A 21,834-nucleotide genomic window follows, 5' to 3' on the forward strand; every position below is an offset into this window, starting at 1 on the left:
AATCAATTTTCCATAACTGCCAGACGGCTGCATTCAAATTAAGTAATTTAGCAGAAGAAAACCCGCGTCCATACTTAGTTAAGTAGGTTTCCCATTGTTCACCTAAATCCATTGTAATGATAAGAATGTTACCTCTTTTATTAATGTGTTTTATTGTATTAACCGAAACCGGCAGAGCCGGCATTCATACTGCTATGCCCAAAACAATTACGGACTGCCGGGAGTGTGCGGATGTATATGAAAGCAATAATGTTTTTGATTCCGCTGTACTGGTTCCCATGGGGACTTACATTGGTGGCAGGATTGAATCGGAAGAAGACCAGGACTGGTATAAGTTTACGCTTTCTTCGTCTGGTTCCATCCTGATTGATGTGACAAACCTGCCTGTGATAGAAGATGATCCGGACGAATACATGTTGGAGTTATGGTCATCAACAGGCGTTCTGCTGCATGTAAATCCCTATGAATATGAGTTACCCAGGATACACCTCAACTATTATGGCGCGGCGCCGGGTACCTATTACGTGCGTATTTACAGGTCCAGCTGGTCGGTGAATCTTGGATCGGACTGTTATCATCTGATCGTCAACTCACAGCTGTCTCCTGGTATATGTGAGGATTCCTACGAACCTAATAATGATATGTACGACCCGCCACTTATTCCGCTTAATGAGGAAGTAATTTCAAAAGTTTCATATGGTGGAGATCTGGACTGTTTTAAGTTTAGAACAACAACACCTAATACGTTCTTCAGGGTTAAGTTGCGTAGTCCGGAGCAAAAATTTGAATTAAGGCTCTATGATAGTACTGATACGTTTTACGAAATGGCTTACGACTATACACATGAATTCGAAGATAGTGTAGAACTTGATATTGAGGCCTGGGCACCGAGTACCTATCACCTGGTGGTAGAAGGAATGTATGGGGCGGCGATCAATGGTCGCTGTTACAGTATTATTGTTACCCCCCGCTACGCCCATTACGATAAAAAGACTACAGCAGTGGCACGCACTATTCCCCATGCACCTGCACCGGTTTTCAGGGTATATCCGGTGCCTGCTACAGGGACGGTGTATATGGAGTTAGAAAGTCAGGAGAATAAGATGCAGTATCTGACTATTACGGATATGCACGGAAAGATACTATATACCCGGACTTACCGCCTGGTGACCGGCTTTAACAGAATTGAAGTGCCAATGCCTGCTGCGTTGCCTAACGGTGTCTATCTCGTGACAGATGGAGAGCATACGAAGAAAGTGGTTTTATTACGATGATATATGTAAGAGAAAAGCGGTTGTCTTTGCCGCTTTTCTCTTACATATATTACTGTTCACTCTGCGACATGTGCTGTTTTAGTACCCTGCACTGTTTTGGGTAAGCATAGTAACAGGATGCTCAGTATAACAAGACAACCTATATGGACGATCAGACCATAATGATAGGCGAGTTGAACATTTTTCGTAAGGCCTATAAAGTAATAAAAGAGACCACCGATTAAGCAAATCCCCAATGCTGAAGATGTTTGCTGAACGGTCGAATAGATACCAGCCGCAGCTCCTGCAAATTGAAGCGGTAAACTCCGGAGTGTGATATTTAACAATGAAGGCAACACAAATCCGTTGCCCAGACCGTACAAAGCCTGCAAAGTAAATAACACGATTACATTTACGCCTGGTTTAAAATAAGCGATCTGTAAAGCGAATGTGAGTATGATAATGACAACTCCTACCTGGAGTACCGGCGTGCCATACTTAGGTATCAGGTGTGCGGCTGCAAAGGAGGATAAGGTAAACAGCACACCAGGCGCCACAAAATACAGACCAGCGGCAAGCGGACTGAGACCAAGTCCATTTTGAAGGAAGACGGCACTCAACAGCAGATAAGACGTATGCATGATGAAGTGAAAGAATACTGCGATAAGACCAATATTAAGATCACGGAATTTGAACAAGGCAGTATCAATAAGAGGCGCTCTGCCTACTGCTTTCTTGCGCCGTTGATCATAAAAGAAATACCAAAGGATTATTCCAGACAAGATCAGTAGGGCAAAACTCCACCAGGGCCAGCCAGATTCTCTACCCTGAATGAGCGGATAGATCAGGCTAAAAAGAGCAAGTGTCAGGATCAGTACGCCCGACATATCCATTTTTACACTGTTGTGCTTTTCAGTTTCCGGAAGGTATAAGTAAGCAGCAAGTAGCGAAACGATTCCTATAGGCAGGTTAACAAGGAAAATGAGTCGCCAGCCTGTAATAAAGAAATGCCCACCTGCAAAATAACCACCCAGGACCTGTCCGATGACAGACGCCAGTCCCAGTGTAATGCCAAACCAGCCGATTGCCTTTGAACGTTCTTTAGGATCAGAAAAGAGTATCTGAATAAATGCGATCGCTTGCGGTACCATAAATGCAGCACTAACACCCTGGAAAAAACGCATCATGTTCAACTGATTGGGCGTTTGTGAAATTCCGCATAAGCAGGAAAAAATGGTGAAGCCGATCATGCCCCAGAAAAAAGTTCGCTTACGTCCATAATGATCACCCGAACGTCCGCCTGTGATGAGGAAAGCCGCATAGCCAAGCAAATAGGAGGCAATGACAAGCTGCACCTGTGCATCTGTTGCATGAACACCCGATTTAATAGAAGGAATAGCTACATTGATAATGAAAACGTCGATAACTGACAACAGGGGGGCAGTCAGCACAATTACCAGTGCCAACCACGGTGAAATGGTTTTATTCATAAAAATTAATATGCTTGTTTCTCGAAAAATGTGGCAATACAAGGCCTACCCCGGCAAGCCGGAGCTGTGTACTGTAGTATTCCCAGGTTGGTGATTACTGAATACGGCTTTGTTTAAGCCAGTTTTCGTATGATGTTTTTAGCTTTTTCTAAAGTTTCGCAAGATTTTGTGACATAGGCCATCAGTACACCGGATTCCATCTCAGAAAAGATAATGTCGGTGAACTCTTCATCATTCAACAGTTTGTCCTTGGGACGGTCAAGCTGTTTGACAAGACTAGCTATCCTGGCTTTAAAGTCACTTTTAAATTTTGCCCCCCGCTCAAGTACTTCCATCTCTTCCTTTGGCATTTCGGAGAGGATCTTATTCCAGGGGCAACCGCCATATGCTGATTTGATCTGGCGGGAAATCCTGTAATCAACAAAGGCAATCAGCAAATCTAATGGGTCAGTGATATCTTTGGTAAAGGCATCCAATCCATCGAACCAACGCTTGTAAAGTTGATCTATATAAGCCAGCAGCAAATCGTTTTTCGACTTGAAATGATTATAAAGTGAAGGTTTGGAAATGTTTGCCTCCTCAATAATCTGGTTAATACCGGTAAGGTTATAGCCTTGCTGATAGAACAGGCGTTCGGCAGTTTCCATTATTTTGTCAATAACAACAACTGGTTTCATGAGGCAAAGATAATACTTTTAGTAAACTGACAAGTCTGTTAAATTATAATTTATCAATATTGTATCATGATAAGTATATCCGGGACCCTATGCCATTTTCATATGACGATCTGAAACGAGTCCGGAGGCGTATAAAACAGACAGCTTGTAAATGGCAGTCTTTCTTACAGGAGAGGGAGGGGCTCCGGTTAAGGTAATACAAGTGGGAAACACTGAAAAGGATGGATTTAGGGAGTATTGGGATGCTGTGGAGCACATTTGTCAGGATCTGCTGGTTAACTCTCTTAAGGCGTCTCCTGCGATCCATTTAGCCGCCTTACTATCCTGTAGTAAGATACGTTCCGCGCATTGTATGGCTAAGGGGCGTAAGGTGTCGTTGCGCTTACCTATTTGCCGTAATGCCCAGTTAACAGCTTTCTTTACAAAATTGCGATTGTCCCAGGCTTCCCGTTCTATGACAGGAAAGAATTGAGTGAAGGTCTTGTCGTTTGCTTTCTTATCATGTACGGCTAATTCAGCCATCAGTACAAAACCTGCACGTTTAACAAACTCTTCTTCCCGTTTACTGAATTCGAGCGCTTTTTCGATAGCGTAGGGAGTACGGTCGAAGAGGTTCCCACACGCCTGATCGCATATGTCCCAGCTTGTAAAATCCTTTGTCCAGTTGTCAATTAACTGAGGCGTAACCAGCTTGGGGTCGGCAATTAACGATGCAAGAATGCGGGCTTCGTGTATGTGAGTTTCCCATAGTTGCAGGGCTAATGCATGATCTTTCTTTATTATTTTAGCCAGTTTTCTGACTTCAGGTATTTTAACCCCAAGGGCCTTTTCATTATCGATGCCGAAGCGCAGCATGCCGGCATGATAGCTGGCATCTGCTTTTTCTTTTAGCAGGTCTATGATTTCGGTAACGGCCATCATTTCAAATTTAGTAGTGTCAGCCCTTATTTGCATTTCATCATCTTCCCGTTTTTTCCTTTCCTGAACTGGTAATTCCTACACAGCGTTCATGCCGGTTATCAGAGGTTACGATCGATAATATAGGCTTTGCATCAGATGTGCGTATTCCGGCTGATGCAGAAGCGTACAAATTTATAATGGACCACGCAAAGAAGTCATCTAACTGATCAGTCAAATACTGACAGTGCCGTTGCTGCAATATCTTCAAAAAACTGCCGGTCGTTTCTGAACTTTGCGTACACCCGCATGCCGGCTACTGTAGTGCAGATAAAGTGAGCAAGCGCCCTTGGATTTTTGGAAGCGCTGACCGACTTATCTTTCTGACCTTTCAGAATAGCTTCGTATAAGGCGTCTTCAATAACCGTGTTATCGTCACAAATCAACTTTTTGGTGGGCTCATCATGGGGGGCAAGTTCCACCTCGCTGTTAATCTTGAAGCATCCTTTCGAATGTTCATCATTAACGATCTCAGATATAGTCATTTGGAACAGATTAGCTACAGCATCTTTCACAGAGGGACTGTTATTCAGGATAGTCGTTATTCTTGCTGTTCCTTCCTGTTGATAGAGGTCAAGCGCTTTTAAATAGAGGTTATGTTTATCACCAAAGCTATGATAAATACTGGAGCGACCTATCCCGAGTCCTTCTATAAGATCATACAGGGACGTAGCGTTATAGCCCTTTCTCCAGAATATGGTAATGGCTTTCCGCAGTATCTCATTCTCATCAAAGTCTTTTGTTCTCATATCAGAATAGCTTTGCCTTTTGGGGGCAAAGCTATTACTTTTAAATAGATTTGTAATAGGGAACTATCGTATCCCGCCACTGGCTAATATCACTTCACCTGTCAGCCACCTGGATTCTTCCGAAGAAAGAAACGCTGCTACCAACGCAACATCTTCGGGTACGCCTACCCGTTGGAGCGGTGTATTATTCACCATAAAAGTTTCCATTTCGCTGCCAATAAATCCGGCGGTTCTTGCGCCCTCTGTATCTACCATTCCCGGATTGATCGAGTTTACCCGTATCTTTCTTGCCCCAAGCTCTTTGGAGAGTACGCGTGTGATCGAGTCAACAGCGCTTTTAGTGGCTGTATAGATCGCACTTCCCGGAGGCTGATTGCTGGATATGGCAGAGCCGATATTGATGATACTGCCACCTGTTTCAGAAAAGTGTCTGGCAGCAGCTTTTGAGGCGAGCAAAACGCCAAGTACGTTGATATTGAACTGGCGTTGAAATCCTTCTTCGGTGACTTCTTCCAGGGTTCCCCATTGATAGACACCAGCATTGTTAACCAATATATCAACTGCTCCATATTGTGCTATCGTTTGGGCGAAAAGCTGATCAACATCGGCAGACTTTGACACATCTCCCTGTATAGCGATCGCCTGACCACCATTATCTGTTATATGAGCAACAACCTTTTCTGCATCTGTCTTTGCATTTGCATAGTTAACCACTACTGCAGCTCCTTCAGCAGCCAGCTTTTGAGCAATGGCGGCTCCTATTCCTTTTGAAGCGCCGGTTACTATGGCGACTTTGTTTTCTAATCTCTTCATATGTTTTGTACCATTTGGTCTACAAAGATATATTCTAATTAGACCAAATGGTACAATTAAGGTTATTTTGATAAAATGATGACAATCCGATAGGAGAAATGTTGCCCGGAATTCGTACTGTTATATTGTCCGGAATAGGGCCTTACATACATAAGATCGACCGCATTAGGTCAGATAACCTCCCTGGAGATACTTTTGCTCCCACAAAGTCATCCGGCCTTATCAGCAATGCTTCATTATCCCTAGTGGCTGTCACATCCTTCCATTTCTCCAGGATATCCTTATTATCTAATATGATCAACTGAACAGGGACACCCAATCTTAGCTTTATATGATCACATTCGGCCTGCCAGCTATCCGTATTGTTCGCTATCAGTGTAAACTGACCTTTGATCCAGTCAAGGGATGAAAGGGAATGAGACTCATTTAACCATAAGTGCGGTACACGGGTTCCCGGTTCTCCAATGAAATAGGTAAAGGGAATATCGGATGCTCTTATTACCGCAGGGGAGAGATAGCCATAATTCGGTAGGCCGAAAAGATCCTTTCCCTTTGTAATCATCAGTGCATCGTTTATCAGGCCGTTTTCACCTGCCAGTTCACCGGAAAGAGTGGCATAATAAGCGCCGATGGGCTGTCGCTCTGTATTATAAGTGTCCAGTAAGGCTTCGCCTGCCATATGTTTCAATACCGCTGCCAGTTTCCAGGCTAAATTCTGTACATCCTGTATGCCGGTATTTGCACCCTTACCCGCATAAGGCGTCATTGTATGCGCTGCATCGCCGGCAATAAAGACCCTGTTTACGTGCATATGATCTGCGATCCGGACGGTTAACTGCCATGGTAAAATTGCAAGAATAGATATTTTCAGATCCGGCATACCCAGTATACGTTGAAGCATGGGGATGAGTTTTTCTTTCGGATAATCTTCGGCTGTCTCACCTTTTTCGGGGTAATAACGCAGGTGAAATGCCCATCTGTCTGTATTGTTGATAGTTAATAAAAAACCGGTTAAATCCGCGTTATCAATCAGATACTGACTAAATTCCCGTCCAGCTACGATAGCTGCCAGATCAGCTTCAAAATAGATATTTAGCAGATCCGTTCCCGGCGTATTACCGGACGTAGGTATATTCAACTGAGTTCTTACCATACTATTAGCCCCATCTGCGGCAATCATATAGTCGGCAAGAACAGTATATGCTTTTCCCGCTGTTCTGTCTTCTACCAGGATCTTTACCCCATTATGATCCTGTTCAAATGATAGCAGCTGATGATGAAACCGAAGATCCTGCTTACTCAGTTGTTCGCGCATAATTGCTTCGCTTATATCTTGTGTGCAACGACACAGTGACTCCGGCGATTTGCTGGTTAAGACTTTCATTTCGTTTTGAGCTTTCACCAGCTGTGCAGGGGTCATTTTATCAGTAATCACAGTGGGGGATTGTAAAGTATTCATCAGATTGTCGCCACGCAGTACACCCCAGGCAGGCGCCAGTGCCTTTCCTCCTTCGCGCAACGCTTCACTGAGTCCCAATCCCCTGAATAGCTCCATCGTCCTTATATCAATAGTTCTGGCCCGCGGATATATTGATGTTCCCTTATGTTTTTCCAGCAGGATAAAGTCAACTCCCTGTTGTGCTAAAAATAAAGCTGCGGCCAGGCCTGTAATACCTCCGCCAACAATTACTACCTGTGTTGTATTGGTATGGTCCATTAATTTTTATTTGTTTATGCAAATATCAATGGACGAAGAAAGATAAAATAGCTACTTTCGGCCAAGTAATAGTCCTAATCGTTCATCTGATGAAACCAACATCAAAAGAAAAAAAGACCATTCCGAAAATATCAGCCGGGTCATTTGGCGCTAAACTGGAAAATGGGATAACGCGTATTCCTAAAAACATTGGTACAGGGTATATAAAGGGATTTATCATCAATCCCAGGCTAAGGTTAATAGTGCGCCAATATGAATTGAAGGAAGAATGGATGCTGGACAGGGGAATTAGTGAAGATGGGAATGAATTTGTCGTATTCAGCTTTCAGAATGTTTATCACGCAAAGGAAACAATCAGGAATCATAAACTGCAAGCCCCATCTGGTGGCATGTTATTACCTTCAGTACAGATTGCTACTACTGATTTTAATTATGAACTGCTTCCTGCTAACAGGAAAGTTAACTCGATCGTTGTTACAGTACATGTAGATTATCTGAGAGCGTTATTACAGCCGAAGACAGAGAATACTTTCTTACAGGTCATCCTTGCAGGTACTCAACCATTTCTGTTTGAAGAAATACTATCACCGGGCATACAGGATATTGCCGCAGCAATAGTCATGGCAGATCCTCCTAAAGAATTGCAGGAGTATTATTATAAAATAAAGGCAGAAGAACTTATCTATTTATTGTTAGTTGAGTTGCTGAAAAGGCAGGATACCTCGATGCAAAAACTAAATGCAGCGGATATCAGAAAAATACTGGAGGTTAAAACTAGTATTCTTTCGAACATTGAAACGCCTCCGGTAATAGCCGACCTGGTTAAACTTTCTGGTATGAGTGAGTCCAAGTTAAAACGGCTTTTTAAACAGATATTTGGAAACAGTATTTTCAACTACTATCAGGCGTTCCGCATGAAAGAGGCTGCATATTTAATTAAAGAAGAAAAGATTTCCGTGTCGGAAGCAGGTTACCGTTTGGGATTCTCTAACCTGAGCCATTTTACGCGATTATTTGAAACACATATTGGGGTAAAGCCAAAGAAGTATTCACTTACTGTATAATAGTGGCCTGAGTACAACCTAAAGCCTCGTAATGGAAGTCTGGTATTAGTTACTGAACGTTAGTGCTCCCTTTTCTTCGAAGCATTAACGTTCGATAACTATAGTCTGACTATAGTTTAAGTATCTGATAGCAAAAAAACAATACCAGGTGCAGTCTTTCTTTCCTTTACTTAAATGGCTGGTTTTTAAATGTTTATAATATTTTGTAAGTGATTGACTTAAAGACTTTAGGAAATACAAAACAGGAACCTGATTTGCTCCAGCTGAGAATCAGGCATTTTGATATATTTGTTTATAAGATCTGGTGGACCCTTCTGGAAAGCCTGGTCTACAGCATTAAAAGGTTATTTTCTTCAATAGCTGATCTCGCCGGTTTGAGACAGTTCCGCTGACTTCAATGACATCTATACCAAGGTCCCATATCCAGTTATCAAGTATATCATTGACTTTGTATCTGAGTTTGGGTAAATCCGATTGCTGACCGGAGATTAAATCAGGACTCTCAATTGGTACGAACACCAGCAAGTCTATTGTGGAGAGGATTGACTGAGCAGTTTCAAAGAGCGATTCAATATTTCTGTTAGGATCAATAGCATGTATGTACGCTAAAATATCAATTGGACATCTATCAAATATGGTATTAGCTCCGCTTTCACCGATTTGCTGCACCGAGTATTCAAATTGTTTTATGAAATCATCTGCATCTGGTATTTCTGAAAATATATATCCTGATTCTTCCAGTTCATAGTAGGGCTCTTTATCAAGCGTGTACCCGGGAAGGTGCTCAAGAAGGTCTTCTGCCAATGTTGTTTTACCTACTTTATGCGCACCTGTGATTGCTATTCTCATGTATTTTAACGTGTCTGATAAATATTATTTGTAATTGATTTAAAGGCTCCTGTTCCTGCCTTACACACAGATCAGAATTCTATCACAAATTGATCTTCAAACCCAAACGCTTTCACATCACTAGTTTCCATTAGATTTTTAAATGCAGCTGATACAACGATCTTATTATCATGTAATGATCTAACTATATCATATTCAACATCAAACTCCTGTAATGGTCCATCTATTAAAGCAATTTTCTCAAAATCATAGGAACCATCCACTGTGCTTACTTCAAAGACGGATCTTTCCAGGTCGTAGCATTCTACTTTATTGTATACATTCATGGCATAGAAGCCAGTGATCAATTGTCCCTTATATACAAAGTCACTTTCAAATAGTTGAACCTGTTGCGGGAAATGCAGATCAATGAGTTCTTTCAAACGCCTGCTGATTAGAATGCCTCCGGAGACAGATTCGATTGCATCAAATGCAGCAAATACTTCCACGGGAATATCGATATTCTCTGCATCGGTGTAATGTAAAGGGCCATTTAACCTGGCAGCATGCACAAACTTACCCAGATCAATATCATTGTCGACCTCCGGGTTATTAGCGGCAAACTTTAACGGATAATCTTCGGCCGTGGTTATTCTAAGAAAATGGTTCATAAGTACAATGTTATTGTGCTATGTCATTTGAGCAAACAGTAGAGGAACTTAACACTTTTTTATTAATCAGCCAATGATCGCTCCATAATTATTATAAATAGAAACGCCGAAGATAAACTATCTCCGGCGTCTGGTTTATAAAAATATCATTTAAGCCTTCTTATAATGCATACATACGACCCCGTTGCTAAAGGTCTTTGAACTTGCCAGCGTGAGCTGTGTTTTTTCAGTCACATTTTTGAAAAGCGGCACTCCCTTTCCCAGCAAAATAGGGTTTACAAACAGCCAGAATTCATCTATCAGATCGTATTGCAATAAAGAATGCGTCGCTGAAGGACTCCCAAATATGAGAATTTCCGTACCTGCCTGTTGCTTTAATGCTTTTACACGATCTTCCACATCTTCGCCAATGAAAACCGTATTGGGTACCTGTTCATGCTGCATGCTCTTAGACAGCACAATTTTCCCTGCTTTCTTATACCAGGCGGAATGCTCGATGTCATGTTTACTGGCATTAGGTTCGTCACCAGCAGTAGGCCAGTAACCTTCCATCATCTGCCAGGTCACACGGCCGTATAATGCGGTATCACTTTCTTTGACACGTTCACCGACATGCTCAAAAATCTCTTCATCGACTTTTATCCAATCCATTTCACCGTTAAGACCGGCCACATATCCATCCAGAGAGACATGAAAAAACGAAACAAGTTTACGCATACGATCCTCGTTATAAGTTAATTATATTTGTTTATGGACAAACTTACGACCTGTATTGGAAAGAGATGATGGCCAATTGGGACAATCATGAGGGTGGTTCCCGTCATGTTTAATAAATTCGTGCTTTGGGGATCGTTTAGACCTGCCTGTATATCCCAGCTTCGGGATGATATGCTGGGTATTAAGGACGGAGGTACTGCGAATTGGAACGTAGAATAAACCTCAGTAATAAAACTGTAAAAGGTCTTTAGGTGAACTGAATATTCATTTATTATATTTTCCGAAGGATTTCTTCTGATTCCGCTTTCATTTTTTCAAATGCACTGGTAAATTCGGCACAGCGCATTTCCGCCTTAGCACTTTCTTTACTAACAGATCCGGCTCCCTTGCCGAGGAAATCGTATCTGCCCTGATAATCCCACCATAGCTCCCATGAGCATCCTTCAATATCGGGTAAAGCCACTTTTAAAAATGCATATTCTTCTGTTTTAAAGGTAGCCCGGCCGATAGCGATTTTCTTCAGATGTTTCAGCTCAGTCAGGGGGTGAAATGCGGGGAATGCTGCTTTGCTTGTAATAAATCCGAGAGAAAAGACTTCAAGCGCCGGCAATCCTTTTAAGAAATCGAAATTTTCAATTTGTTGATTCCAGTCAAGCGTTCCGCTGAGACATAAATATCTTAAGTTATCAAGCCCTTTTAATCCATCAAAGTTAGCGACCCTAGAAATACCTGGACCCAATTTTCGTGCGTTTTACTGATTGTCAGAGTTTTAACATTCTCCTTTTCAGGAATATCAACATCTGTCATATACGCATATCGTTCTCTGTTTGGAATGATCGTCCAATAGTCAGCAGTTCTGTCCGGAAAATCTCCAAAATGATGTTTCATTGTAAATATATTATTGCTGAAAAGTCACTATCTTGATAATGAGTTTTCAGCATTAATATATTTACAGGACGACGTGTTGTATTAATTTTTAATGAAAGTACCTGTCAGTGTTTTGGCACCCCTAATTGTTATAAAATACATACCTGGCTGCAGCGGTGAGATATCCAGGGTTTGTTGCCTGCCGATAACATTCATTTTCTGCACACCTGACAAATCATAGATCGTGATCAGTCTGCCATTTATATCTACGCCTGAAAACTGAATGTTATTGGTAGCCGGATTGGGATAAATTCTAAAGGAATTTACCTTCGCCTTTTTTAGCATAGGCGCCGAAATTTCATCCGGATGTAATACAAACTTTACCGCGTCAGCGATCACATATCCATTTGCCGAATCATTCCGTATCAGTACATTTCCTGTAGTACCCACGGCAAAGTTGTAAGTCCCCAGATATTTCCAGATACCATGATCTATTTGCTGATTGATCCGGTAATTACTACTTCCACCATCGTAATTAACATCCACGGGTGTATTTGATGCTCTGTTTGTACCAGATGTCCAGCGTACGTACACGTCATATGCTCCCGCTACAGCAAGATCCGGGGTAAAACGGATGCTTTTGCCACCAGTGGGACCCGTATTTCCATCTGTCATATAATTAGTGCTGTAATACCCTGGCGCGGAGGTACTACCTGTCCATGAACCGGTTGCTACCGCCGCAATATTATCGACAATCGCCATATTCGCTGAAGGCATATCCGCGATAATATGTCCCTTTGCACTTTCTACCGTACCCATTGAGGAAATCGTGTAATAGTAAGTGACATCATTCGTGACACTGGCATCTGTGTAGGTAATGCCTGTAATACCTGAAGCAATCAGTGTATAGGGACCAGTTACGTTAGTAGATCTATATATGTTATAACTCGCGGCGCCTACAGCACTTTTCCACCAGTTTAACTGAATCACCTGGTCACCCGCGTCACTTGTCAGGTACATGGGCAGATCCGGCGCATATCCGGTATTATCAGTAGTCACTGATACTTCCGGTCCATCATTGATCGCGTAATAATAAGTTGTATTGGCTGTTAAACCTGTATCTGAATAATTGCCTGCGGTAAGTGAATCAATGACTGTATACGGTCCGCCACTGACTGAAGCACGCTTTAAAACTCCTGTTGAGTCAGCAGGCCATGAAATATTAACGGCGGAGGGCGAAACACTATAAGCATTTAATTGTGCCGGCCGTGGCTGTCCATCATTTTTTTTATCGGCAAACCATTGCTGCATAAATTGTCCCTGGTTCTCTCCATTCATCAGATTCCAGCTCCAGTCAAAGTACTGTGGCTTCCAATAGTTGTCAAAAATATAGCCTGTCCAGCCAATCTCAGGATGCGCATCCATATAAGTCCTGAAGGGTGTACCCCAGGCTGTGGTGGTACCATGTGTTACGCCATCCGAGTAATTGCTGTTATCATTCCAGCCAAATTCAGTGACCATCACCGGAATTGTCTGCGCTGAGGTGCCAAATTTAGCATTCAGGTTAGTCGCTGTTGCTGCTCCCTGATTGGGATAGATATGATAGACATATACCAGATTAGCGCCCGTCATAGGATTCGCGGCAGCACTGTTTACTCTTGTACTCCATTGTGGGCCGCCCACCAGTATGATATTCCTCGGAGCTACTGCTCTGATCGTATCAATCACTGGCTGTATATAACTTTTCCACGTCGTCCATACATCCGGATTAATAGGCTCATTATATACCTCAAACAGCACATTGGGTATATTGGCATATCTGGGCGCTACGTATTTCCAGAAATTCATTACAAATACCTGTGGAATGCCACCAGGCCCGTAATTCGATACAAAGTGCAGGTCCACAATGATATATAGCCCCTTTGCAATGGCTTGTTGCACATAGGGGTCAATGATATCAGCAAAGCTCTGTGCAGGATCACTCACCTTTGCACAGGTTACCTGTAGACGTACAATACGGGACTGCCAGCCCCGGCCGGCGTCAGCCTGCCATTCCAGCATTTCGCTGATGGGTTTGGTGCTACAGGTTGTACATTCATTATTATGCTCCGGTGCCAGAATAGATACCCCTCTCAGGGTGATATTGTTGCCGCTGGAATCTTTAATCCGGTTGCCATCGACATACAGCCAGGGCACTTGTGCATGAGCTGTAAAACAAAATAGAACCAATACGAAAAGTAGGTTTTGGGTTTTCATATACAGTGGAATTAAGTGTAGAACAAACAATACATGAATTTAAGGAAAATCGGCCAAACTATATGGATGCTTTTATAGGCAATTAATCATTTCCTCTCTGCTTCTGCAGAGAGGAAATATATCAGCGCTGACCTTATTTGCTAAAAAATTGAACCAGCTCCTTTGCCAGTAATTCCGGTTGTTCTTCCTGTACATAATGTCCGCAATCGGGGATGATAGCGCCAGTGAGATCAATAGCAAGTGGTTTTGTAATAGTGTAAGCAAGCTGACCGAGCCCATGTTCACCACCTATGGCTAACACCGGCATCTGCAGCGGATGTATTCCGAATACTTTGTTGTCATCGATATCCTGTAGTATTGTGCGGTAATAGTTAAAGCCATTGCTCATTTTACCGCGTTGACTATAACTCCGGTAGTATTCATTGATGGTGTTATCGTCAAATACATCTTTTTTGAAAGAAGAGTTATGATAAAACCACTGTAAATATGCCCTTTCTTTTCCTTCGGTAAGTAATTCAGGCAGGTCATTTACCTGGTGAAAGGAAAACCACCAAAGTGCTTTGTTATTGCGAGGTAGCAATGGCAGTTTTTCAAGATATTCGCCAACGGGAGGTACATCAATAAGGACCAGCTTTTTTATTTCCTGACCAAATTGTGCCGCATAGCTATAAGCAACGGATGCGCCCCAGTCATGTCCTACAAGATAGATATCATTGTAACCATGTGTTGTCATTGTATCATGGATAATGGCTGCTATTGTCTTTTTGTCAAAAGAAGCAGGAGTAGGAGCATCACCTAATCCGGGTAAGTCAGGAGCGATAATTTTGTATCCTTGTTTAGCCAGGAGCGGCGTGACAAACCGCCATGCGTAACTGGTTTGTGGATATCCATGTAGTAGTAATATAACTTTTTCCTTTCCCATAATTCCCTGTTTTTTTCAGCAAATCTAACTTCACACGTATCTTTAGACAAGTACTTACCGGAAAGTTTGGTACTTACTTTGAGGTAAAAATTGTTGGTTTTAAATGGTTTACGAGATGGAGAAAAATCCAGTTTTATATAAAATAGGGAAAAAGGTATTTGAATGTCCGGTAGGGTTGGCTACAAATGTGATCAATGGGAAATGGAAATTGCAGATATTAAATTTACTTTCCCAGGCAGCGTGTATGCGATATGGAGATTTGAAAAGAGGAATTGATGAGGTATCTGAGAAGATGTTGATCCAGCATTTGAGGGAGCTGGAGGGAGATGGACTGATCTTCCGGAGAGTATATGGAGAAGTGCCGCCGAAAGTAGAGTATAGTCTGACGGAAATAGGGAAGGGGATAATTCCTGTGATAGATGAATTGAGAAAATGGGGATTGGGATTTAAAATTACAATTGAATGAGCATGCAGCAGGAAACGAAAGTCACATGGAGGAACAAACTTCATACTACTATTTACGAATCAAACACAGTAGCCGGAAAGGTATTTGACATTGCGTTACTGATTCTGATCATTTTAAGTATCGCGGTTGTAATGCTTGACAGCATTCACATTTATCATCAGCGATATGGCCACCTTTTTCACGTATTGGAATGGTTTTTTACGGTGCTGTTTACATTGGAATATATACTTCGTTTAATAAGCATCAGCAGACCCTTATTATATGTTGCCTCTTTCTTTGGTATTATTGATTTACTGGCGATTCTTCCATCTTATCTGAGTGTATTTTTTATTGGAGCGCAATCTTTATTGGTGCTTCGTGCATTACGGTTACTACGTATATTTCGCATTTTTAAGTTAACTCACTTCTTAACGGAGATAGACTTTCTGAAAACGGCGCTTTCCAGCAGCCTGAAAAAGATTACCATATTTATGCTGGTCGTGCTTTTTACTGTCATCATTCTTGGATCGGTTATGTATCTGGTCGAAAATGGTGAAAATGGTTTTGCCAGCATTCCTGATAGCATATATTGGGCGATAGTAACAATTACCACAGTTGGCTACGGCGATATAGCGCCGGCTACACCGGTAGGTAAATTCATTGCCTCAATCATGATGTTTATCGGCTACGGGATTATCGCGGTTCCGACGGGTATTGTAACAAACGAGATGGTAAACGCCACGAGACTCAGGAAACATGGCCACGAAACGTGTCCTGGTTGTGGGAAAGAAGGACATGACAGTGACGCGGTGCATTGTAAATATTGTGGGGCTTCGCTGTGATAAAACCAGGATGCATTAGTCCCTTAGTGGCTTATCGGCGTCATGCAGGTATCATGACATGTGTGTTTAGATATAGCAAAAGGCATCATTTACGGTACCTTTTGCTATATAATAGACTTACTCTTTGGTAAAGCTACCCAATGATTGCATAACCGGAAGTTCGCCGAGTACGGCGGCGTCTGCTATAGTCATTTCTGTAACAAAAGACGCTTTCGGTGTACGTACTTTTTTCATATTCACCAGCCAGTCATTTTCAGCTTCGCGATAGCCCAAAGGCAATAGTACGGTACTCTTATAACCAGTTCCTTTTAACTGTAATAATTCATCCAGTTTGTCAGGCAAAAAGCCTTCTATAGGTGTAGCGTCTACCTTTTGTTCCGCAGCTGCGGCAATGGCTAATCCAAAAGATATGTAGCTTTGTTTCGCCGCATGGTGTGCCTGCCATTCCTGTCCCAATGGACCATAAAGTCCCAGGATAACACCCTTATAATCATTCATCGTATCGTGCGGCAATCCCCGTTCATCCATCATATGGTTGAATACCTGGCTCACCCGTTCCTCACTATAGCCATCCCAGGCAGCAAATACGAGCAGATGTGAGCAATCCGTTATCTGGCTTTGGTTATAGGCAATTGCTTTTACTTTCTCCAATAAAGCTTTATCGCTTATTACTATCACCTTGTACTGCTGTAAACCGGAAGAAGAAGGCGCCATACGGGCTGCTTCTAAAATATAGTCCAGCTTTTCCTGTTCTACGGTTGCACCGTTCATTTTCTTGGTAGCATATCGCCAATGTAAATCGTCCAGTAAGCTCATTTGTGCTAATTTTTGACAAAGCTAAAGAAGGTTTTAGCAATTTAGTACCTTCGTAGTCAATACAAGTGGTGACATTTGAGTCACCCAGATGACAAAAAAGTAACCAGCTAACGTATGCAGAAAACGAACCTGATATATCCCGGAGATAGCGATTGTATGAAAAGATTAAGAGCCATTGATGATACTATACATATCTTTAGTGGTAAATGGAAATTAGCTATTATTTCACATCTCTGTGCCAGACAAATGCGCTATTCAGAATTACTGAAAGATCTTAATGGGATAGCCGGGAAAGTGCTAAGCAGGGAATTGAAGGACCTGGAAATGAATGGCCTTATTACCAGAGAAGTGACTGCAGGTAGTCCTGTAGCGGTGTCGTATGTGCTCTCTGAATATGGCAAAACTTTAAAAGCACTGATAGATGCTATGGTTGAGTGGGGCCTGAAGCACAGGGAGAAGATATTTGGAAAACAATTCGCACAATAGCACAATCATAAAGCTGACTGATTCTTCCATCTGAAAAGGCTTATAGCAGGATAGTAACAATATTCATCCACTTTCTGCTGCAACTATTCAGGACCATCTGCGTCCTTGTTGCAAACAAATCTTATTGTTATATTATGTACAAATCTACGCTCGCCTTTGTTATCTGTTTTTTACTAAGTTCGGCTGTCAACCAGGGTTTCTGTCAGGAGAAACAATCTCCCGCACAACTGCAAGGTCTGGCTGATAGTTTGTACAAAGCAAAGCAGTTCCCCCTTGCAGCTGATTATTACTCGGCAGTTGCTGATAGAAGCGACTTTCCGGCAAAAAAAGTGGACGCTTATTACAATATGGCTTGTTGCCTTAGTCTTGCTGGTAAAACAGATTCGGCGCTAATCATCCTGGAAAAGGCAGTAAAGGCAGGTTATGATAATAAGACCCATTTACAGCGTGATGAAGATCTGACTCCTTTGCACACTTCCTCTAAATGGCAGATATTGATCAATAGCGTTCAGGAACGCAAAAAGATACTGAATGCCGATCCAGCCAAAGCAAGCTTTATTACTACTGATATTCATCGCTTCTGGGAAGCCTACGACCGTGCTATACAAGATACAGCACACTTCAGACAGATTATAAAGGAAGGCTATTTTGATAAGGCCACCACAGGAATGAACGACTACATGAGTTATAAGGTGAGCAGTATCGACTTTTTTGTTGCACATATCCGCTCTGCACCCGCATTCTATGGTGCTATTCGTAAAAATACATTTAAGACAGATGCGTACAAGCCTGCGTTCCTGGCTTCCTATGTTAAGCTAAAGTCGATATATGAGGATGCTATATTTCCGGATGTATATTTTGTGATGGGTGCGCTTACCAGCGGAGGAACCGTATCTGATGCCGGATTGCTGCTTGGTGTGAATCAGACGGCAAACGACAGTACTGTGCCGCTTGGTGAGCTTAGTTTCAAACAAAGAACCAGGGTAAATAACATTTTATTGCTACCATATCTGGTGGCTCATGAACTCATCCATTTTCAGCAGGAGGGCATGAAAAATGACACCACCACCTTAAGTTATGTCATTCGCGAGGGAATGGCTGATTTTATCGGTGAATTGATCAGTGGGGGAAATGGTAATCAGGTACTGTATGACTGGGCAAAAGGCAAAGAAAAACAGATATGGAGCAATTTTACCAAAGATATGTACTTTAACAGGTATGATAACTGGATAGCTAATTCTCAGCGGGCTACTCCCGACAATTTGCCAGATCAGGGATATTGGATAGGCTATCAGATCTGCAGATCTTACTACGAACAGGCGACAAATAAAAAGAAAGCGATTTACGACATGCTACATATCCAGGACTATAAAGCGTTTTTCCTGCAAAGTCATTGGGAGGATAAAATATCATCTTTTTTGTAATTACCTGAAAATTCGGGGATAGTCTATATCAAGCGTTTTTTTACCGGGGTAGGGCAGACCTCCATAATATAATCGATCTTGGAAATGTGATATAAGTTTACTTACTTTGTAATGCAAAGTGCTTTTATGGATACAGAAGTAAGCAAAACGAAGAAACAAATAAGAACCTGGATCATTTTTTTTATTATCTCTCTCAGTCTGAGTGGTATTACAGCGTTTGCCGTTGAAACGGAATTAAGTTGGGTTTTCTCATGGTGGCCTGAACAGGACTCTTCCTTTTATAAGTGGTTATATATCTGTTACCAGGCGATAAAAGATATGAATGATAAATATCCTTATCTGGCGTATGGCTATGACTGGCTGGCTTTTGCGCATATAGTCATTGCTATAGCATTTATTGGTCCGCTGAAAGACCCCGTAAAAAATATCTGGGTAATTGAGTTTGGTTGTATTGCATGTGTAGCCGTTATTCCGCTTGCGCTGATAGCCGGATATATCAGACAAATACCGGTTTTCTGGTGTGTGATTGACTGTTCTTTTGGCGTTATTGGAATAATTCCTCTCCTGATATGCCATAGAAAGATCAGGCAGTTGGAAAAAGTTGTCGCGTAAATAAAGCTATGATGAAAACATTTGTGGAGGATACATCAATTGTCAGGAAAATATGGAGCACGACAGATATTACACTATTTATATTTGCCGGTGCCTCCGCTGAGTTTGCACTAAATAAGCAGGTGGATTGGCTTTATTTCACCGGTAAACTTCCCGGGGATCCTATAGGACGTTTATTCTCAACAGTAAAATATGCGCAGCACATTATTTTCAAAGAAGAAAAAGAAGCTATTTCTTCAATTGAGAAAATAAAATCAATACATCAGCATGTGGAATCGGCACGTGGTCTTCAAATACCGAATGAGAGCTATCAGGATGTACTGTATATGTTGATCTATTACTCGATCTCCTCATTTGAATTGCTTGAAAGAAGATTAAGCGACGAAGAAAAGAATGAAATTGTAAGAACCTTCGCCAGAATAGGTGAGCAAATGCATATAAAGGGTATTCCCGCCAACTACACTGAATGGAAAAGAACATATGAGCAACAGATCATCCGCAATCTTTCAAAGAGTGCATTTACTGACAATCTTTTCCAGCAATACAGGAAACATTTAGGAGCATTCCGTTATTTTCTCCTGCTGGAGATACAGAGAATGCTATCGTCAAAACATGTGAATGAATTACTAGGTTTGGGCCGTCCACGATTTATCCGCTTATTGGTTCCCGTTTACAAACAGATCCGCAAATCCAGATTACACGAGCAGCTTATATTGATGATGGTACCCCGTAAATTCATAAAACAGGTGAAGGAAATGCATCATCCGGTGCTATGAGCACATTTATATAGCTACCCCCATCATCTCAAGGTTTACCGGAAACTAATAATTTCAAAGGATTTATAAAATATTAGGATATTGTTGTTGCGAATACTATATTTGCGACAACAAAACTAATGAACAATGAGAAAATTGGAATTTGCATCCCTTCAGGTGAGAGATCTCGCCATTTCCAAAGAGTTTTACACAACCAGGCTTGGGTTTGAGGAAGCAGGAATACCCAATCCGGAAGCCTGTGTCTTTAAGTACAACAAAGGAGAGGCAAGCTTCGCTATCAGAACGCCTATCGGCAATCTGGATGGGAAAGAACTGGGCATCGGTGCATCCCTTTGGTTCGCTATCGAGGAGGAAATAGAAGACCTGCAAGCCCGTTTATTGGCGAAAGACGTAACACTGTTGGGACCGGTCAGAGAAACACCCTTCGGAAAGATCCTTATTGCCAGAGACCCCGACGGATACAACATCACTTTTCTGAAATCAAACTAATCATAGCAATATGAAAAGGGATACAAAATACTGGATCATCGTGGCTTCTAAGGACCACGTCAAAGCCGGATTAGTGGATGGGATTGCCCAAACCTGCCATGGCAAGGCATCGCCTTTGAAAAGAATGCAGAAGGATGATTTCATTATTTACTATTCTGGCAAGCAGATATTAGGGCAACCGGCTTTGTGCCAGGAATTTACGGCTATAGGTAGAGTAATGGATGACGAGATCTATCAGTTTGAAGTGTCTGAGGATTTTTGCCCATCAAGACGTAATATTGCGTTTTTACCAGGGAAGGATGTTTCTATTTTGCCGTTGATTCCTGATTTGGAATTTATCCATAACAAGAAAAGCTGGGGTTATCCATTTCGTTTTGGTTTTTTAGAGATCAGCCGGCATGATTTTGAACTGATTTCTTCACAGATGCTACAAAAAGAATATGCCGAAAAAAATTGAATTTCATTTTAAGAAGCCGGAAGATAGTCCGGGGTATCTTCTGGGACAGCTGACCATGTTATGGCAGCGGAAACAAAAGCGCGTCCTGGATCCTCTGGACCTGACACATACCCAGTTCATATTGCTTTGTGCACTAGCCTGGTTATCCAGGGAGAATGATCAGGTTACACAGGTTGATATCGCCAATCAGGGCAACGCTGACAGAATGATGGTATCAAAGGTATTAAGGACACTGGAAGAGAAGAAGTTCATTACCCGCCACGAGCATCCGACAGATACAAGGGCGAAGACGATCAGGCTGACAGCGGAAGGAGAGAAGGTCCTGCAAAAGGCTATTGTGAGTGTAGAAAATGTCGATCTCGAATTTTTTAACAAATTGGGAACAGGCCTGAAGACCTTTAATTCCACGATGGCGGCACTGATAGCGCAAAACGATCAGGAAGCATAAATTGTAATTATCTGAATGATTACCGCCATACAATAGTACTAACAGATCATATTCAAAA

Annotated in this window: 24 protein-coding genes; 11 read left to right on the forward strand and 13 right to left on the reverse strand. The window is 42.0% G+C overall.

The window, feature by feature from the left end; translation table 11 throughout:
- Positions 1–194: 194 nt before the first annotated feature.
- Positions 195–1,274 (forward strand): T9SS type A sorting domain-containing protein, encoded by a 1,080-nt coding sequence (locus tag BMZ72_RS05595; protein WP_177222686.1) that lies wholly within the window; start codon positions 195–197, stop codon positions 1,272–1,274.
- 56 nt (positions 1,275–1,330) lie between these two features.
- On the opposite strand, the gene BMZ72_RS05600 is transcribed toward BMZ72_RS05595, so the two are convergent.
- From BMZ72_RS05600 to BMZ72_RS05625, 6 genes are all read right to left on the reverse strand, one after another.
- Positions 1,331–2,743 (reverse strand): MFS transporter, encoded by a 1,413-nt coding sequence (locus tag BMZ72_RS05600; protein WP_089806075.1) that lies wholly within the window; start codon positions 2,741–2,743, stop codon positions 1,331–1,333.
- 113 nt (positions 2,744–2,856) lie between these two features.
- The gene (locus tag BMZ72_RS05605; protein ID WP_089806077.1) at positions 2,857–3,420 is read right to left on the reverse strand and encodes a TetR/AcrR family transcriptional regulator; all 564 of its coding nucleotides are present in this window, start codon (positions 3,418–3,420) and stop codon (positions 2,857–2,859) included.
- A 261-nt stretch (positions 3,421–3,681) separates the two neighbouring features.
- The gene (locus BMZ72_RS05610) at positions 3,682–4,374 is read right to left on the reverse strand and encodes a DNA alkylation repair protein (RefSeq protein ID WP_255373120.1); all 693 of its coding nucleotides are present in this window, start codon (positions 4,372–4,374) and stop codon (positions 3,682–3,684) included.
- Positions 4,375–4,547: 173 nt separating this feature from the next.
- On the reverse strand, positions 4,548–5,126 hold the full coding sequence (locus BMZ72_RS05615) for a TetR/AcrR family transcriptional regulator (RefSeq protein WP_089806080.1): 579 nt from the start codon (positions 5,124–5,126) through the stop codon (positions 4,548–4,550).
- 63 nt (positions 5,127–5,189) lie between these two features.
- Positions 5,190–5,939 (reverse strand): SDR family NAD(P)-dependent oxidoreductase, encoded by a 750-nt coding sequence (locus BMZ72_RS05620; RefSeq protein ID WP_089806082.1) that lies wholly within the window; start codon positions 5,937–5,939, stop codon positions 5,190–5,192.
- 142 nt (positions 5,940–6,081) lie between these two features.
- Positions 6,082–7,656: an FAD-dependent oxidoreductase gene (locus tag BMZ72_RS05625; protein WP_089806084.1), complete on the reverse strand. Its 1,575-nt coding sequence runs from the start codon at positions 7,654–7,656 to the stop codon at positions 6,082–6,084.
- Between BMZ72_RS05625 and BMZ72_RS05630 the strand changes: the two genes are divergently transcribed.
- Positions 7,635–8,720 carry a helix-turn-helix domain-containing protein gene (locus BMZ72_RS05630; protein ID WP_143087610.1) on the forward strand — a complete coding sequence of 362 codons (1,086 nt, stop codon included), beginning with the start codon at positions 7,635–7,637 and terminating at the stop codon, positions 8,718–8,720. The genes BMZ72_RS05625 and BMZ72_RS05630 overlap by 22 nt on opposite strands.
- Positions 8,721–9,056: 336 nt before the next feature.
- Here the strand turns inward: BMZ72_RS05630 and BMZ72_RS05635 are convergent, their stop codons facing one another.
- The 6 genes from BMZ72_RS05635 to BMZ72_RS05660 form a co-directional block, all read right to left on the reverse strand.
- Positions 9,057–9,569 carry an ATP/GTP-binding protein gene (locus tag BMZ72_RS05635; protein WP_089806088.1) on the reverse strand — a complete coding sequence of 171 codons (513 nt, stop codon included), beginning with the start codon at positions 9,567–9,569 and terminating at the stop codon, positions 9,057–9,059.
- Between the two features lie 71 nt (positions 9,570–9,640).
- Positions 9,641–10,219 carry an imm11 family protein gene (locus tag BMZ72_RS05640; protein ID WP_089806090.1) on the reverse strand — a complete coding sequence of 193 codons (579 nt, stop codon included), beginning with the start codon at positions 10,217–10,219 and terminating at the stop codon, positions 9,641–9,643.
- A gap of 150 nt (positions 10,220–10,369) precedes the next feature.
- Positions 10,370–10,936 (reverse strand): dihydrofolate reductase family protein, encoded by a 567-nt coding sequence (locus BMZ72_RS05645; protein ID WP_089806092.1) that lies wholly within the window; start codon positions 10,934–10,936, stop codon positions 10,370–10,372.
- A 271-nt stretch (positions 10,937–11,207) separates the two neighbouring features.
- A complete protein-coding gene (locus BMZ72_RS05650) occupies positions 11,208–11,675 on the reverse strand; it encodes a leucine-rich repeat domain-containing protein (protein ID WP_089806094.1) in 468 nt (155 codons plus the stop codon).
- A 230-nt stretch (positions 11,676–11,905) separates the two neighbouring features.
- Complete coding sequence (locus tag BMZ72_RS05655; protein ID WP_089806096.1) at positions 11,906–14,059, reverse strand: cellulase family glycosylhydrolase; 2,154 nt, start codon at positions 14,057–14,059, stop codon at positions 11,906–11,908.
- Positions 14,060–14,192: 133 nt separating this feature from the next.
- The gene (locus BMZ72_RS05660; protein ID WP_089806098.1) at positions 14,193–14,981 is read right to left on the reverse strand and encodes an alpha/beta fold hydrolase; all 789 of its coding nucleotides are present in this window, start codon (positions 14,979–14,981) and stop codon (positions 14,193–14,195) included.
- Between the two features lie 115 nt (positions 14,982–15,096).
- Here BMZ72_RS05660 and BMZ72_RS05665 point away from each other — a divergent pair, with 115 nt between their 5' ends.
- Together BMZ72_RS05665 and BMZ72_RS05670 are read left to right on the forward strand one after the other, a co-directional pair.
- Positions 15,097–15,447 (forward strand): winged helix-turn-helix transcriptional regulator, encoded by a 351-nt coding sequence (locus BMZ72_RS05665; protein WP_089807246.1) that lies wholly within the window; start codon positions 15,097–15,099, stop codon positions 15,445–15,447.
- Positions 15,448–15,449: 2 nt separating this feature from the next.
- Positions 15,450–16,268 carry an ion transporter gene (locus tag BMZ72_RS05670; protein ID WP_089807248.1) on the forward strand — a complete coding sequence of 273 codons (819 nt, stop codon included), beginning with the start codon at positions 15,450–15,452 and terminating at the stop codon, positions 16,266–16,268.
- Positions 16,269–16,385: 117 nt separating this feature from the next.
- On the opposite strand, the gene BMZ72_RS05675 is transcribed toward BMZ72_RS05670, so the two are convergent.
- Positions 16,386–17,084: a nitroreductase family protein gene (locus tag BMZ72_RS05675; RefSeq protein ID WP_089806101.1), complete on the reverse strand. Its 699-nt coding sequence runs from the start codon at positions 17,082–17,084 to the stop codon at positions 16,386–16,388.
- A gap of 114 nt (positions 17,085–17,198) precedes the next feature.
- Between BMZ72_RS05675 and BMZ72_RS05680 the strand changes: the two genes are divergently transcribed.
- The 7 genes from BMZ72_RS05680 to BMZ72_RS05710 all read left to right on the forward strand — a co-directional run bounded on the left by BMZ72_RS05680 (position 17,199) and on the right by BMZ72_RS05710 (position 21,776).
- The gene (locus tag BMZ72_RS05680; protein ID WP_089806103.1) at positions 17,199–17,570 is read left to right on the forward strand and encodes a winged helix-turn-helix transcriptional regulator; all 372 of its coding nucleotides are present in this window, start codon (positions 17,199–17,201) and stop codon (positions 17,568–17,570) included.
- 134 nt (positions 17,571–17,704) lie between these two features.
- On the forward strand, positions 17,705–18,994 hold the full coding sequence (locus BMZ72_RS05685; protein WP_089806105.1) for a TPR end-of-group domain-containing protein: 1,290 nt from the start codon (positions 17,705–17,707) through the stop codon (positions 18,992–18,994).
- 126 nt (positions 18,995–19,120) lie between these two features.
- Complete coding sequence (locus tag BMZ72_RS05690; RefSeq protein WP_089806107.1) at positions 19,121–19,606, forward strand: hypothetical protein; 486 nt, start codon at positions 19,121–19,123, stop codon at positions 19,604–19,606.
- A gap of 8 nt (positions 19,607–19,614) precedes the next feature.
- Positions 19,615–20,382, forward strand: coding sequence for an oxygenase MpaB family protein (locus BMZ72_RS05695; protein WP_218155206.1), 768 nt, complete (start codon positions 19,615–19,617; stop codon positions 20,380–20,382).
- Positions 20,383–20,508: 126 nt separating this feature from the next.
- Positions 20,509–20,871 carry a VOC family protein gene (locus BMZ72_RS05700; RefSeq protein WP_089806109.1) on the forward strand — a complete coding sequence of 121 codons (363 nt, stop codon included), beginning with the start codon at positions 20,509–20,511 and terminating at the stop codon, positions 20,869–20,871.
- A 10-nt stretch (positions 20,872–20,881) separates the two neighbouring features.
- Complete coding sequence (locus BMZ72_RS05705; RefSeq protein ID WP_089806111.1) at positions 20,882–21,328, forward strand: EVE domain-containing protein; 447 nt, start codon at positions 20,882–20,884, stop codon at positions 21,326–21,328.
- Positions 21,312–21,776 (forward strand): MarR family winged helix-turn-helix transcriptional regulator, encoded by a 465-nt coding sequence (locus tag BMZ72_RS05710; RefSeq protein WP_089806113.1) that lies wholly within the window; start codon positions 21,312–21,314, stop codon positions 21,774–21,776. Before BMZ72_RS05705 ends, BMZ72_RS05710 begins: the two co-directional genes overlap by 17 nt.
- Positions 21,777–21,834: the final 58 nt, after the last annotated feature.

The sequence above is a fragment of the Chitinophaga sp. YR627 genome, assembly GCF_900114995.1.
Classification (GTDB): Bacteria; Bacteroidota; Bacteroidia; order Chitinophagales; family Chitinophagaceae; genus Chitinophaga.